At 41.5% G+C, this 12,580-nt stretch carries 13 protein-coding genes; 4 read left to right on the forward strand and 9 right to left on the reverse strand.

The window, feature by feature from the left end:
• Window positions 1–8: 8 nt before the first annotated feature.
• Together gldB and BLQ87_RS32010 are read left to right on the forward strand one after the other, a co-directional pair.
• A complete protein-coding gene (gene gldB, locus BLQ87_RS32005; protein ID WP_083362173.1) occupies window positions 9–1,124 on the forward strand; it encodes a gliding motility lipoprotein GldB in 1,116 nt (371 codons plus the stop codon).
• Window positions 1,125–1,141: 17 nt separating this feature from the next.
• On the forward strand, window positions 1,142–1,933 hold the full coding sequence (locus BLQ87_RS32010; RefSeq protein ID WP_074612981.1) for a patatin-like phospholipase family protein: 792 nt from the start codon (window positions 1,142–1,144) through the stop codon (window positions 1,931–1,933).
• On the opposite strand, the gene BLQ87_RS32015 is transcribed toward BLQ87_RS32010, so the two are convergent.
• The 7 genes from BLQ87_RS32015 to BLQ87_RS32045 all read right to left on the reverse strand — a co-directional run bounded on the left by BLQ87_RS32015 (window position 1,923) and on the right by BLQ87_RS32045 (window position 8,915).
• A complete protein-coding gene (locus BLQ87_RS32015; RefSeq protein WP_074612982.1) occupies window positions 1,923–2,639 on the reverse strand; it encodes a 2-phosphosulfolactate phosphatase in 717 nt (238 codons plus the stop codon). The genes BLQ87_RS32010 and BLQ87_RS32015 overlap by 11 nt on opposite strands.
• Before the next feature lie 35 nt (window positions 2,640–2,674).
• Window positions 2,675–3,754 (reverse strand): glycine cleavage system aminomethyltransferase GcvT, encoded by a 1,080-nt coding sequence (gene gcvT / locus BLQ87_RS32020; RefSeq protein WP_074612983.1) that lies wholly within the window; start codon window positions 3,752–3,754, stop codon window positions 2,675–2,677.
• A 121-nt stretch (window positions 3,755–3,875) separates the two neighbouring features.
• Complete coding sequence (locus tag BLQ87_RS32025) at window positions 3,876–5,078, reverse strand: glycosyltransferase (protein ID WP_074612984.1); 1,203 nt, start codon at window positions 5,076–5,078, stop codon at window positions 3,876–3,878.
• Window positions 5,079–5,096: 18 nt separating this feature from the next.
• Window positions 5,097–5,708: a ribonuclease HII gene (locus BLQ87_RS32030; protein ID WP_074612985.1), complete on the reverse strand. Its 612-nt coding sequence runs from the start codon at window positions 5,706–5,708 to the stop codon at window positions 5,097–5,099.
• A 24-nt stretch (window positions 5,709–5,732) separates the two neighbouring features.
• On the reverse strand, window positions 5,733–6,824 hold the full coding sequence (locus tag BLQ87_RS32035) for an ABC transporter permease (RefSeq protein ID WP_074612986.1): 1,092 nt from the start codon (window positions 6,822–6,824) through the stop codon (window positions 5,733–5,735).
• Entirely contained in the window at window positions 6,824–7,960 is a 1,137-nt protein-coding gene (locus BLQ87_RS32040; protein WP_074612987.1) for a glycosyltransferase family 2 protein, read from the reverse strand. Before BLQ87_RS32040 ends, BLQ87_RS32035 begins: the two co-directional genes overlap by 1 nt.
• Window positions 7,938–8,915, reverse strand: a complete 978-nt coding sequence (locus tag BLQ87_RS32045; RefSeq protein ID WP_074613011.1) for a hypothetical protein — start codon at window positions 8,913–8,915, stop codon at window positions 7,938–7,940. Before BLQ87_RS32045 ends, BLQ87_RS32040 begins: the two co-directional genes overlap by 23 nt.
• Window positions 8,916–8,958: 43 nt before the next feature.
• On the opposite strand from BLQ87_RS32045, the gene ruvC reads away from it, so the two are divergent.
• Window positions 8,959–9,522: a crossover junction endodeoxyribonuclease RuvC gene (gene ruvC / locus BLQ87_RS32050; protein WP_073232117.1), complete on the forward strand. Its 564-nt coding sequence runs from the start codon at window positions 8,959–8,961 to the stop codon at window positions 9,520–9,522.
• A 58-nt stretch (window positions 9,523–9,580) separates the two neighbouring features.
• Here ruvC and BLQ87_RS32055 read toward each other — a convergent pair whose 3' ends face one another.
• Both BLQ87_RS32055 and BLQ87_RS32060 read right to left on the reverse strand, forming a co-directional pair.
• Complete coding sequence (locus BLQ87_RS32055) at window positions 9,581–10,435, reverse strand: DUF4349 domain-containing protein (protein ID WP_074612988.1); 855 nt, start codon at window positions 10,433–10,435, stop codon at window positions 9,581–9,583.
• A gap of 145 nt (window positions 10,436–10,580) precedes the next feature.
• Window positions 10,581–10,796, reverse strand: coding sequence for a hypothetical protein (locus BLQ87_RS32060; protein ID WP_074612989.1), 216 nt, complete (start codon window positions 10,794–10,796; stop codon window positions 10,581–10,583).
• A gap of 134 nt (window positions 10,797–10,930) precedes the next feature.
• Between BLQ87_RS32060 and BLQ87_RS32065 the strand changes: the two genes are divergently transcribed.
• Window positions 10,931–12,568, forward strand: coding sequence for a DUF4139 domain-containing protein (locus BLQ87_RS32065; RefSeq protein ID WP_074612990.1), 1,638 nt, complete (start codon window positions 10,931–10,933; stop codon window positions 12,566–12,568).
• The last annotated feature ends 12 nt before the right edge of the window (window positions 12,569–12,580 follow it).

Here is a 12,580-nt window from a genome sequence, read left to right on the forward strand (position 1 = left end):
TGCTATAAATGATAAATAACGTAAAATCCAGCCAAATCTATCTATTTTTTCTTTCTATACCGGCTTTTTTTTCATCAACGGCCAGTAAACCAGTGAAAATAATGAAGCCCTCAGGGCTCTTTCTTTTCCTGTTATCAGGCTGTTTACTCTTACTCTTTTCCTGTAAACAAGGCAGCAAACCAGATGTAACCGACATCAAACTGGACATAAAAGTAGCCCGCTTTGATCAGGATCTTTACAATGGAAAAACAAAAGACCTGATGCAAACGGACAAGCAACTACAACAAAAATACGGGACATTTTATAACGATTATGTACACCGTATGGTGGGTGATCCCAGCTACAGCAATACAGAAATCCTTTCTACCTTATACAAAGACCAGGCTTATACCGATTTAAACCGGGAGGCCGACAGCATCTTTAAAGATATGGGCGGGATTGAAAAAGACCTGACGCAGACCTTCAAATACGTAAAACATTACTATCCAAAGGCCAGGATTCCTAAAATGATTTCTTTTGTCTCCGGATTTGCCGTTCAGACCCCTATTGGCGATGACTATATAGGCATCGGGCTGGATATGTTTCTGGGCAAGAACAGCAAGTTTTACGGCGCGATCGTACAGAGTGTCCCCACCTATCTTTCCCGTCGTTTCAGTCCGGAGTACGTGGTTCCCAGAATTACAGAAACCTATGCCCGGGAAGACCTCTTCCCGGAGCGGGATGAAGACCGGACCTTGTTGTCAAAAATGGTTCAGAACGGAAAGATCCTTTACTTTATGGATCAGGTACTCGCAGATGAAGTCCCGGATTCTGTTAAAATCGGGTATACGAAATCCCAGATCGACTGGTGTAAAACTTATGAAAAAGACATCTGGGCTTATTTGTTACAAAACAACCTGTTGTTTGAAACCGATTATCAAAAGATCCAGGTATTTCTGGGTGAAGGACCTTTTACCCCAGGCCTTGGAGAGAATAATGAATCCGCACCGAAATTAGGGGCATGGGTAGGCTGGCAAATGGTAAAAAGATACATGCAGGAGAACAAAGGGATCAGCCTGCAACAGCTGATGGCTGAAAAAGATCCGCAGAAAATTTTGAACATGTCAAAATATAAGCCTAAATAGCAAAAGAATATAACCTTATGACTAAAGTAGGAATCGTATTATCAGGTGGCGGCATTCGGGGAATCGCACATTTAGGCGTCTTAAAGGCTTTTAAAAATGCGGGCATTACCTTTAGCCACATCAGTGGAACGAGTGCAGGCTCCATTGCCGGCGCTTTTTATGCTTCAGGAATTGATCCTGAAAAAGGATTGGATATTTTTATCAAAGCCAAATTATTGCGCTTCATCAGACCGGCATTAGGCTCTTTAGGCCTGATCAATATAGAACATGTTGAGGAATTGTTAAAAGAACACCTTCCGGAAGACCGGATAGAAAACCTGAAAATACCACTGACCATTGCGGCCACCAATTTTAGTGAAGGGAGGCTGGTCTATTTTACCGAAGGGCCATTGATCAGGGCAGTATTGGCTTCCAGCTGTATTCCTGGAATTTTCAAACCAATCATGATCAACAATCAGATGTATGTGGATGGTGGGATTTTAAATAATTTCCCGATAGAACCCTTACTGAACAATTGCGATTACATCATCGGTTCATCCTGCAATCATTTACAGGAGGTTGATAAGATCACCAATATTTCTTCCCTGATGAAAAGGGCCGGTGTCATGTCTATCAATAAAGATATGGAGCAAAAGGTGTCTTTCTGCAATGCATTGGTAGAGCCTAAAGGAATGGGCGACATCAGTACTTTCGACATGAAAAAAGCGGAAACCATTTACTGGCTTGCTTATGAGCAGACGTTAAAAACCATCAAGTCTAACGAAAGCTTGCAGGAACTGATCCATAATTTTAAGGAACCTAAGCCTTAATTGCCACCAGCGCATCTCCTGACAATACCGGAATGGCTTTGCAGATGTTCAGCTGAAGACAGAATTTTACATCTTCTTCGATGTTAAGTTCTGCCAAACGGTGGCTATGGGAAGATTTATGAAGGTAACTCCTCAGGTCGTCCTTTGCCAGCAGGTATAAGTCTTCGGCGGCAACACAGGAATCATCAAAATGGGCGAAATCCTTGCGCAATTCATTCACTACTGCTCCGGCAAATAAGGTATCTTCCAGATTGAATTTATCCTTCCAGCCGGCACATAACAACAAGACATTTTTATTTTGAATGCGAAGCCAGTTACACAGGGATTCCAGGTTCAGAAAAGAACCGATGACCACCTGATGTGCCCTTGCACTTGCCAGATGGAGTGCTTTCGTTCCATTGGTGGTGGTGAGAACCACCGTTTTTCCGGCTACTTTTTCCGGAGTATAAGAAAATGGAGAATTGCCGAAGTCATAGCCTTCAACCACTTCTCCATTTCGCTCTGCAGCTAATAAAAATCCCTGATTTGCATAGTTCAGGCAATCTTCTACCTGTGCGACAGGGATGATTGCGCTGGCTCCATTATCAATACCATATACAATAGATGATGTTGCTCTTAAAATATCAATGACGACAACAATACTTTCCTCTATAGCATAAAGATCAAGCAATGCGGGCGTTAAACAAACTTCTATACTTTTTGGCATTGGCAATTAATGGGATGAACAGGTCTTTTCTTAGCTTATTTGTTGAAAGGGAATTTAACCACTTTCGCTTTAATTTTGTTGTTACGGATGTTGATATAGATCTCAGTACCTTCTTTAGCCAATGCTTTATCAATGTAGCCCATTCCGATTGCTTTCTGTAAAGATGGCGCCTGAGTTCCTGAAGTTACCCTTCCGGTTACATTTCCATCCGCATCAACGATTTCATAATCATGACGGGGAATACCTCTTTCGATCATTTCAAATCCAATCAGTTTGCGTGCTACACCAGCTTCTTTTTGTGCCAGTAAAGCCTCAGAATTGGTGAACTTTTTGCTGAACTTAGTAATCCATCCCAATCCTGCTTCAATAGGTGAAGTTGCATCATCGATGTCATTTCCGTATAGGCAGAAACCCATTTCTAAACGTAAAGTATCACGTGCACCTAAGCCAATTGGCTTCATGTTGAATGGTTTACCTGCTTCAAAGATGGCATCCCAGATCACATCTGCATGCTCATTGTCGAAATAGATCTCAAAACCACCGGCACCGGTATAACCTGTAGCAGAAATCACCACATTTTCTACACCTGCAAAAGTTCCTTTAACGAAGTTGTAATACTCCATAGAAGCTAAATCAACGTCTGTTAAGCTCTGCAATGCTTCCGCTGCTTTAGGACCTTGAATCGCTAAAAGAGAAGTTTTGTCAGAGATGTTGTGCATCTCTACATCTTTATCATTATATTTTTGAATCCAGTTCCAATCCTTCTCAATGTTGGAAGCATTCACAACCAGCATATAAGTTTTTTCGTCGATTCTGTAAACCAATAAATCGTCTACGATACCACCATCTTCATTTGGCAGGCAGGAATACTGCACTTTACCATCATAAAGTTTCGAGGCATCATTGCTCGTTACCCGTTGAATTAAATCTAAAGCATTTTCGCCTTTCAGGATAAATTCACCCATGTGGCTTACATCAAAAACGCCAACACCACCTCTTACGACCGCATGTTCTGCATTGATTCCTTCATACTGAACCGGCATGTTATATCCTGCGAAAGGCACCATCTTGGCACCCAATGAAATGTGTTTATCTGTTAATGCGGTATTTTTCATTAGTATAGTTGTTTTTTTATGGTTCAATTTGTTTTTTCGCAGTTAGTCCATTTCAAAAGCCATAAAGCGGGGAATTATCCCTGACGCAGGCCTGTAAAACGTGGGCAAAAGTACATAAAAATTATACAGTAAGTAATTTTTGGTAGATATTCAACATTCTTTCTGAAATGATCCTGACATCGTGGTCACGTTCTACCGTTTTTCTGGCATTTTCACCAATCTCCCGCCATTTTTTAGGATTGGTAATGCATTGCAGGATGGCCCTGTAAAACTCATCTGCAGTGTCTGCAATGAGGATGTCTTTTCCATTTTCGCACCTGATCCCTTCGGCGGCCATGCTCGTTGCAATGATACACTTCCGCATCGCCATTCCTTCGATGATCTTTACCCTCATCCCGCTTCCGGACAATAAAGGCACAATCATGATCGCTTTGGAATTGATAAACTCTACCGCATCAAAGACTTCTCCTTCTACTACCAGATTTTCGGAATCATATTCAAAAAACTGCTTCTGCATATTTTTCCCGGCAATATAAAAACGAAGTTCGCTGTTCAGTTTCTCTATATCCGGCCAGATCTCATCCAGAAACCATTCCAGGCCTTCTTTATTCGGTCGCCAGTCCATGGCACCTAAATGAAAAAGTGTTGGAAAACTTGTTTTTGAAGGATCGGTCACATATTTCTCAAAGTCGAGGGCTACCGGAAAAACTTCCAGTGGGGTTTCACAACCAAACCTTAAAATGCTTTGCCTGTCCTGCTCACTAATGGCAAAGACCTGGTGAAAACGGTTGATCTGCTCGGTTTCGTAAACCTTTAAACGACGTGCTAAAAACTGAAGGTAACTTCTTCTGGGAGTGAATTTCTCCGTCAGTGCGATCCGTTCCCAGACATCAAACTCGATATTGTGGGCTCTGTAAATCACCTTTGCCTTGCTGTTTTCTTTCACCACATCCAGATAAGGCACGACAAAGAGTCCTTCAAACTGAATGATGTCAAACTCATTTTCCTTTAAAACGTCGCCAATCAATTTGGCGGCATCTTCATCAAAATAACGCGATACGTTATAAGACTGATTGGAGAAAATATTCAGCAAAGCGCCGTAAACATTTACCTCAGTATCCAGATTGAAAGAGTGAAACTTGATTTGTTCAAACAAAGGATCATAGATATCCTCTACATCTACCCGGTACTTATTGGGGTTAATACTGAACATAGTAATCTCCACTCCCAGTTTTAACAATCCTTTTATTGTGTTGTATACAACAATTGGATAGCCGCTATTGGGCGGAAAAGGTATTCTGTTTGTGAGTATTAATGTTTTCAAATCATGTGAAAATACTAATTATCCTTTGATTTCGGAAAACAGCGCCAACTGAGGTTGGCTAATTGTAAAAGTTTTACGGTGATATGGCGATAATCCATGCTTCAAAGCTGCATTTCTATGGTCTATAGTAGGATATCCTTTATTTTTTTTCCATTGATAGATAGGATACTCTTCCGCTATTTTTGTCATGTATTCATCGCGATGCGTTTTAGCCAGGATAGAGGCGGCAGCGATGTTCAGGTATTTCCCGTCTCCTTTGACAATGCAGGCATGAGGAATTTCCGGATAGGCTTTAAAACGGTTCCCATCAATGCTCAGGTATTGCGGCTTCAGGCTTAATTTTTCTATCGCCCTGTGCATCGCTAAAAAAGAAGCATTTAAGATATTGATTTTATCAATTTCCAGGTGATCAACCTCGGCTACGGCCCATGCAATTGCTTCCTTCTCAATGATCAGCCTTAACACATCCCGCTGTTTATGACTTAGCTTTTTTGAATCCGTCAGCATTCCGGGAATAAAATCCGGAGGAAGGATCACTGCGGCAGCAAATACAGGGCCCGCAAGACACCCCCTGCCAGCTTCATCACAGCCCGCCTCGATTAATTCATTCTGGTAACTATTTAACAGCATATCGCAATTTAAAAAAATTCAAAATTAAACAGATATATTTTGTGACTTCACATCAAAAGCATCCCTTAGTCCGATGGCCAGTAAGTTGAAGGCATATACCGTGATCATAATGCAAAGGCCAGGCAAAATGGCCAGATAAGCTGCATCCATGATGATATAGCCATAATGTTCCTTAATCATGCTGCCCCAACTCGGCATAGGAGGCTGTGCCCCAAAACCTAAAAAGCTCAATCCTGTTTCCAGCAGGATCGCGGAGGCAAAGTTTGCAGAAGCCACCACCAGGATAGGCCCGGCAATATTCGGTAAAATATGTTTGATAATTGTTCTGGAAGTAGAGAAACCAAGGGCTTTGGACGCCTCCACAAATTCTACCTGCTTTAAAGCCATCACCTGCCCTCTTACCAGCCTGGATACATCCACCCAGGTCGACAATCCCACCGCAATAAAGATCTGCCAGAATCCTTTCCCAAGGGCGAAAGAAATGGCAATCACCAGTAACAGGGAAGGTAAAGACCAGATGACGTTCATGAACCAGCTGATGGATGCATCGGTCTTCCCACCAAAATAACCCGAGAGTGCTCCCAGGCTAATGCCTATAAAAAGAGAAATGAGTACCGCCATCAGCCCTACTGAAAGTGAGACCCGGATACCAATAATCAACCTGCTCAGCAAATCTCTTCCGTAAATATCTGTGCCCAGCCAAAAGGTCTGCCGATACCTGTTTTCTTTTCCCAAAAGTGGATACACCGCTTCTTCCGCCTGCTCATCGTCGCCGATATACTCCCTCGCATACACCTTATTTCCTTCCTCACGGTAGGCCGTAACCGGAATACTTTTAAAATCAGCTTCCTGTCCGAATAACATGCGCTCCAGAAAATTCACTTTTTTGATGTCTTTATTTCTGCTGATGATGAGAAACTCAAAGCTCCTTCCCGGCTTTTTATTGCTGAGCTGTAAATGCATACTATTGGCATAAGGCGTCTGATCAGGTGTAATCAGGTAACCAAGAATGCCCATAAGGACCATCAACAGAATGAACAATAGCCCGGCGAAAGCCATTTTATTTTTTCTGAATCGCTTCCATACTTTTCCTGAAGGGCTATTATTGGTCTCCATTATTTCACCATTCTGTCTTTCCAGTTGTACTTTCCTGAGTTTCCGGCAATGCCGATGTAAACGATATAAACGATGTGCATCAGGTTAAGTATGGGTAATAAAACGAGTAATTTCCTTCTTTTTGCAAAACCAGTGACGTCGTATAAAAATAACAATTCCACAATAATTTTGACCAATAGCTGCCACAAAGCCAGCTGCAGGAAAAATCCAAAGAATAAACCGATGGCAATGTTTAACAAGATACTCACATTGAACAGCCAGATGCCAACACCCAATACGATAATCGACTTATTTTTATAACGGGTACTTTTCGAGGCCCATCGTTTCCGCTGTTGAATAAACTCTCCCAAAGTCGGTTTTGCATGTGTATACACTACGGCATCATGATGCTTTAAAAAACCGATATTATTGTCAAAACGTGCGGCTATTTTATGCAATAGCAATTCATCATCTCCGGAAGCTAAATCGTCGATCCCCTGGAAACCACCAACCTCATAAAAAGCCGCCTTTTCGTAGGCAAGATTAGCCCCGTTACAGGTAGAAGGTTTTTTATTCCCTATGGTGGAGGCCCCTAAACCGATCAGGTACAAAAATTCCAATGCCTGTGCACGTTCAAAGAAAGTCTTTTCTTCAAAGTAAGCCACGGGCGATGAGATCATTTTATATTGCTGCTCTTCATAAAAGCCGATGATCGTTTTAAGCCAGTTTGTTCCCATCCGGCAATCGGCATCAGTAGTGATGATCAAATCACCTGTAGCCTGTCCTATTGCAGTCTGTATTGCCTTTTTCTTATAGGAATTGAGTGCCCGGTCTTCATTAAGCCGGATCAGCTTTACCCCTTTTGAGGCATAAGAGGCGATGATTTTTGCGGTATCATCGGTAGAATGGTCGTCAATAAAGATGATTTCTGTCAATGCCGGATCGTAAGACTGTGCACACAGATCGTCCAGTGTTTTTGAAATATTGGCGGCTTCATTGCGCGCCGCAACCAGTATCGAAACCTTCGTTTTAAAAACAGGTTGTTTGGGTTGATAATAGGTCAGCTTATGCCAACCTCTGATGAAAGCCAGCACCACCAGGACATACAAGACCGTTAAAAAAGAGGTGATATAGCTAGCTACGCTGAAGATTTCCAAAAAAGTTAAGTTTAAATACGAAATAAGTGCCTAATATAGCAGGAATAATAATATTAATCAGCCAGATGCTGGCAGTACAAGCAATCACGGCGACTTCCTGATCGGTGATGGAGCTGAAAAAATAAGAAGCAGTGGCGGTTCTTACGCCAATATCAAAAAGGTCTAAAGAAGGTAAGGTCGACTGCACAAAGAAGAGGATACTCACCATCATCAGAATCTCCAGGTAATGCAGGTTGGGAATCAGCCAGAAGAACAAGATGAAATATTGTGTACTGAAAACGAGATACCGGGAGAAACAAAGCAATAAAATCTTAAGCAATTCCCGCTTTTGATACCTTGCCAGGATACTATAAAACTTCTTATACTTTCTGGTAAAGCGCATAGAAAGCAGAATCCCGTTCAGCCATTTGATATTAAAATAAAACACGATAAAAAACAGGCAGAAAATCAAGGCCAGAAAGACCAGTCCATAAAATAGTAAGGGATCGATATTCACGAAACGGTAGATAAAAACACAGAATGCGATGGCACCGAAGACATTGGTGAGCACCATTTGACCAATATTTCCAACCGCCATGGCCACCACTCCGATGATCCTTCTTTTTGGCGACAGGAAAAATACCCTTCCACCATACTCTCCAATCCGGTTGGGCGTAAATACCGCCCATGTTAAACCACAGAAAACCGAAGCCACAGACTTCCATAGGCTGATGCGTTCTACACTGGAAATTAACCTTTTCCATTTTACCGCTTCCAGTCCCCAGTTAACCAACATCAGGAACAAGACAAAACCCAATACACAGAAAATTTCCCATTGAGGGATTTGTGTCAGGAGGTTTTTGAAATCCTTTAAGTTCTTGTTTGCAGTCAGTTTGCTATAGACAAACCAAAATGCAAAAAAAACAATTCCGGCTTTAAGAAAATATGAAACTATCTTTTTGTACTGTGATGTCAACTTTTTTGCTTTTACTCTGTGCAAATATGCTTAATATTGTTTTATGTTGGTTGAAAAAAAGGAAAGGGTGATCATGGGAATCGATCCAGGCACTTCGATTATGGGTTATGGGGTGATTTTGGAAAAGGGCAGTAAAATCGAAATGATTACCATGGGGATTGTCCGCATGGATCACTTAGACGACCATTTTTTAAAGCTACAACGGATTTTTGAGAAAACGGTGGTATTGATTGATCAATATAAACCGGATACGATGGCACTTGAGGCGCCTTTCTATGGAAAAAACATCCAGGTAATGCTCAAGTTAGGCCGCGCGCAAGGTGTAGCCATGGCGGCAGCCCTATCCAGAAATATTCCAATCACAGAATATGCGCCCCGTAAAATCAAACAATCGATTACCGGAAACGGGAGCTCAGGAAAAGAGCAAGTGGCAGCCATGTTGCAAAGGTTATTGAATTTTAAGGAGACCCCGGAGTTTCTGGATGCGACAGATGGTTTAGCGGTTGCAGTTTGTCATTCCTTTCAGCGGGTCAGTACTTCAGGTTCCGGGAAATCATATTCCGGATGGGAAGCCTTTGCCAAAGACAATAAAAAGCGATTAAAATAAATAAAAAAACCTGATTTGGTGAGTGGCCAAATCAGGGTGTTCAAAACCTCCGGGAGTTTTATGCTGCCAGGGCAGATTTTCTTTTTTTGCGGTAATAGCGGAAAGCAAAATATCCAGCCAGCACCAATACGACCAGCATCCACAAGTTGGATATGATCAGGATAAATTCTTTAAAGATGACCCATCCATTCTGGATGTTCAATCCCAATCTTCTAAAGAATCCGGGACGGTAGTCCGCTAAGTTATCATTCCCAACCACCAGCTTTTTAACCGTATTGTCCTGATAGAAATTAAGTGTGATGTCGCTGTACTTTACCCTGGAATCTATGCTTAGATTTTCGATCTTCTTATCGATGTAATCGTCTTTTAAGTTTAATGCGGTCTCTACGTTATTGCTTTTCTTATTGGCATGTTTGTTCAGTTGTGCAACTGCTTCGACACGGTTTTGATTTTTCAATTTATTAGAAAGGTAAGAGATACTTTGATCGTCCATTTTCATGGATTGATGGTCTACAAATACGGCCATTCCTGCTACTTTATTGGTAAAAGCATCCAGTTTCTCCGATGGGACCTTTGCTACGACCATGCCTTCCACACGATAAGAAGTAAGTTCCAATAAGGAATCGGCAGAATATCCGACCTTTTCAAAACGCTCAACGTTGCTCTGAATGGAAAACTCTGCGAGGGTCCCTCCTTCTGCTTTAACCAGATCTGCCAGTTTTTCTTTGGTTTGCTGCACCTCTTTGACCCTAAAACGCATGTCGGCTGTCTTAATGATTTTCTCTGTCAGGGTGGTATCACTGGCTTCCAGAGTTTCAGCAACAGTATCAGATGTTGCTTCATAAGATTTATTTTCTTTATTGCAGGCGGAAATCGCTATTGCTACGACACAATAGATTAAATATTTTTTCATAATATTAATCAGTTAAGGTTTTCTCTTAATACCCGAACCTCAATAAGGTAACCTATGAAAATAAAATAATGGAAATATAGGCCAAAAAAAATTCCTCATCAGCAAGAAGCCAATGAGGAATTCCAAGAAGATACTGCCTTGAATATTAAGCAGCTAATATTTTGAATACACCTTTGCAAGCGATAAAAGCACCTACAAATAAAATTGCCCAGGATACGATCGATAAAGTCATAGAGTCACCGGCAAAACGCAAATAAACCCCTAAAACGCTAATTAGAATTCCTACAGCCATCAATTTATAGATGGATACTTCATTAGCTCTTTTCATGCTTTCGGTATTATGAGTTGGTGTCTGTGCCATAGTCTTTTTTTATTTATGGCACAAAAATAATATTAATTAAACAAAAAGAGGTATAACATCCGTATAATTTTCAGCGCATCTTCCAACTTATGGATTATCTTTAATAATTGCATCTATATTAAAAACACAATCCAATGAAAAGAATTTTTTTAACCTTAATTACAGCACTCAGCATTACCTATAGCTACGCGCAATCCCCGCTTTCCTTTAACAGCCGGTTGGAATCTGTTACCGTATACAGTACAGGTGCAGAACTCAATCATAAAGTAAAAGTCAGCATTCCGGCAGGAACCAGTGAAATCATCCTGAACAACATGGCCAATGCCATTGACGAAAGCAGCATTCAGGTCGGAGTTCCTTCAAGTGTAACGATCCTGTCTACCAGTTTTTCCAGGGATTTCTTAAAAACCGAGAATAAAAGTCCGGCTTATATCAAAGTCGAAGACAGCTTACAAATTGTAAAAAGAGAGCTGAATAAGGTACAGAATAAGCGGATTGTAGAAGAAAATCTATTGGTTTTACTCGATAAAAATCAAGCAATTGGTGGTGTAAATACCGGAGTAAATGTAGCAGAGCTGATCAAAGTTGCCGATTATTATAAAAGCAAACAGCTGGAATTGAGAAACAACATTTTCAGTTTGAAAGAAGCAGAAGCTAAACAGCAGGAGCGGATCGACAGGATGCAGCAGCAGTTGCAGGAGTTAAGTCTGGATAAAACGGGAACTACGGGTCAGATTGTATTGCAGGTGATGGCTACAGCAGCGAGCAACGCAGATTTCAACGTCAGCTACCTGAGTCCGAATGCGGCCTGGATCGCCTTTTACGACCTGCGTGCGGAAAATACTTCTTCTCCATTGAACATCGTTTACAAAGCCAATGTGACACAATCTACAGGCCTGGACTGGAAGAAGGTGAAGCTTAGTTTATCAACGGGAAATCCATCTCAGAATGGCACTGCTCCCCTATTATCTGCCTGGTTTTTAGAATTTGGAGAACCTCAATATGCTTATGACCGCAAGAAACAGGCCTATCAAAACAGAATTCAGACGATGGAGGCCCGCGTGCCAATGAACAAAGAAGTAATGGCAGATGCTGCTCAGCCGGTGCTATCGCAACTTCAGGGAAAGGTTGCCGGCGTTTCAATTATCCAGAATGAGAATATGTTAAATGCTTCTTTTGACATTGAAATCCCTTATGATATCGCGTCCAACAGCAAGCCGCATAGTGTGACGCTGAAAGAATTCAGCCAACCTGCCAATTTCAAATACTATAGTGTTCCTAAAGTAGACGGTGACGCATTCTTAATGGCGGAGATCACAAATTACGATAAATTGAACCTCTTACCTGGCGAAGCCAATATCATCTTCGAGAACAGCTATGTAGGCAAATCCTTCATCGATCCCAATGCAACGACGGATACTTTAAACTTAAGTATGGGACGAGATAAAAAAATCACGATCAAAAGAGAAAAAGTGGCCGAGCAAACAGGCGTTAAATTTATCGGAAGCAGTAAAAAACAAACCTTTACCTATGAGATCCGATTGCGTAACGGAAAGAAAGAAGCGGTCAATCTATTGCTGAAAGACCAGTATCCGGTCTCCACAGACAAAGACATGGAAGTGGAGTTATTAGCTGCAGAAGGTGCGGCAATCAACAAAGAAACCGGAGTCCTTACCTGGAAGCTGAGCCTGAAAGCAGGGGCCACAGAAACGATCCGGATCAGTTATTCCGTAAAATATCCTAAAGACAAGAACATCTTAAATTTACAGTAATAAAAAAGCCCT

It is taken from the genome of Pedobacter steynii (assembly GCF_900103665.1).
In the GTDB taxonomy this organism is placed as follows: domain Bacteria; phylum Bacteroidota; class Bacteroidia; order Sphingobacteriales; family Sphingobacteriaceae; genus Pedobacter; species Pedobacter steynii.

Bases quoted from the DNA above. Each gene is read 5' to 3' on its own strand.
- ruvC (WP_073232117.1), top strand. From the start codon at position 8,959: ATGTTGGTTGAAAAAAAGGAAAGGGTGATCATGGGAATCGATCCAGGC.
- BLQ87_RS32015 (WP_074612982.1), bottom strand. From the start codon at position 2,639: ATGCCAAAAAGTATAGAAGTTTGTTTAACGCCCGCATTGCTTGATCTT.
- BLQ87_RS32035 (WP_074612986.1), bottom strand. From the start codon at position 6,824: ATGGAGACCAATAATAGCCCTTCAGGAAAAGTATGGAAGCGATTCAGA.
- BLQ87_RS32010 (WP_074612981.1), top strand. From the start codon at position 1,142: ATGACTAAAGTAGGAATCGTATTATCAGGTGGCGGCATTCGGGGAATC.
- gcvT (WP_074612983.1), bottom strand. From the start codon at position 3,754: ATGAAAAATACCGCATTAACAGATAAACACATTTCATTGGGTGCCAAG.
- gldB (WP_083362173.1), top strand. From the start codon at position 9: ATGATAAATAACGTAAAATCCAGCCAAATCTATCTATTTTTTCTTTCT.
- BLQ87_RS32055 (WP_074612988.1), bottom strand. From the start codon at position 10,435: ATGAAAAAATATTTAATCTATTGTGTCGTAGCAATAGCGATTTCCGCC.
- BLQ87_RS32030 (WP_074612985.1), bottom strand. From the start codon at position 5,708: ATGCTGTTAAATAGTTACCAGAATGAATTAATCGAGGCGGGCTGTGAT.
- BLQ87_RS32065 (WP_074612990.1), top strand. From the start codon at position 10,931: ATGAAAAGAATTTTTTTAACCTTAATTACAGCACTCAGCATTACCTAT.
- BLQ87_RS32060 (WP_074612989.1), bottom strand. From the start codon at position 10,796: ATGGCACAGACACCAACTCATAATACCGAAAGCATGAAAAGAGCTAAT.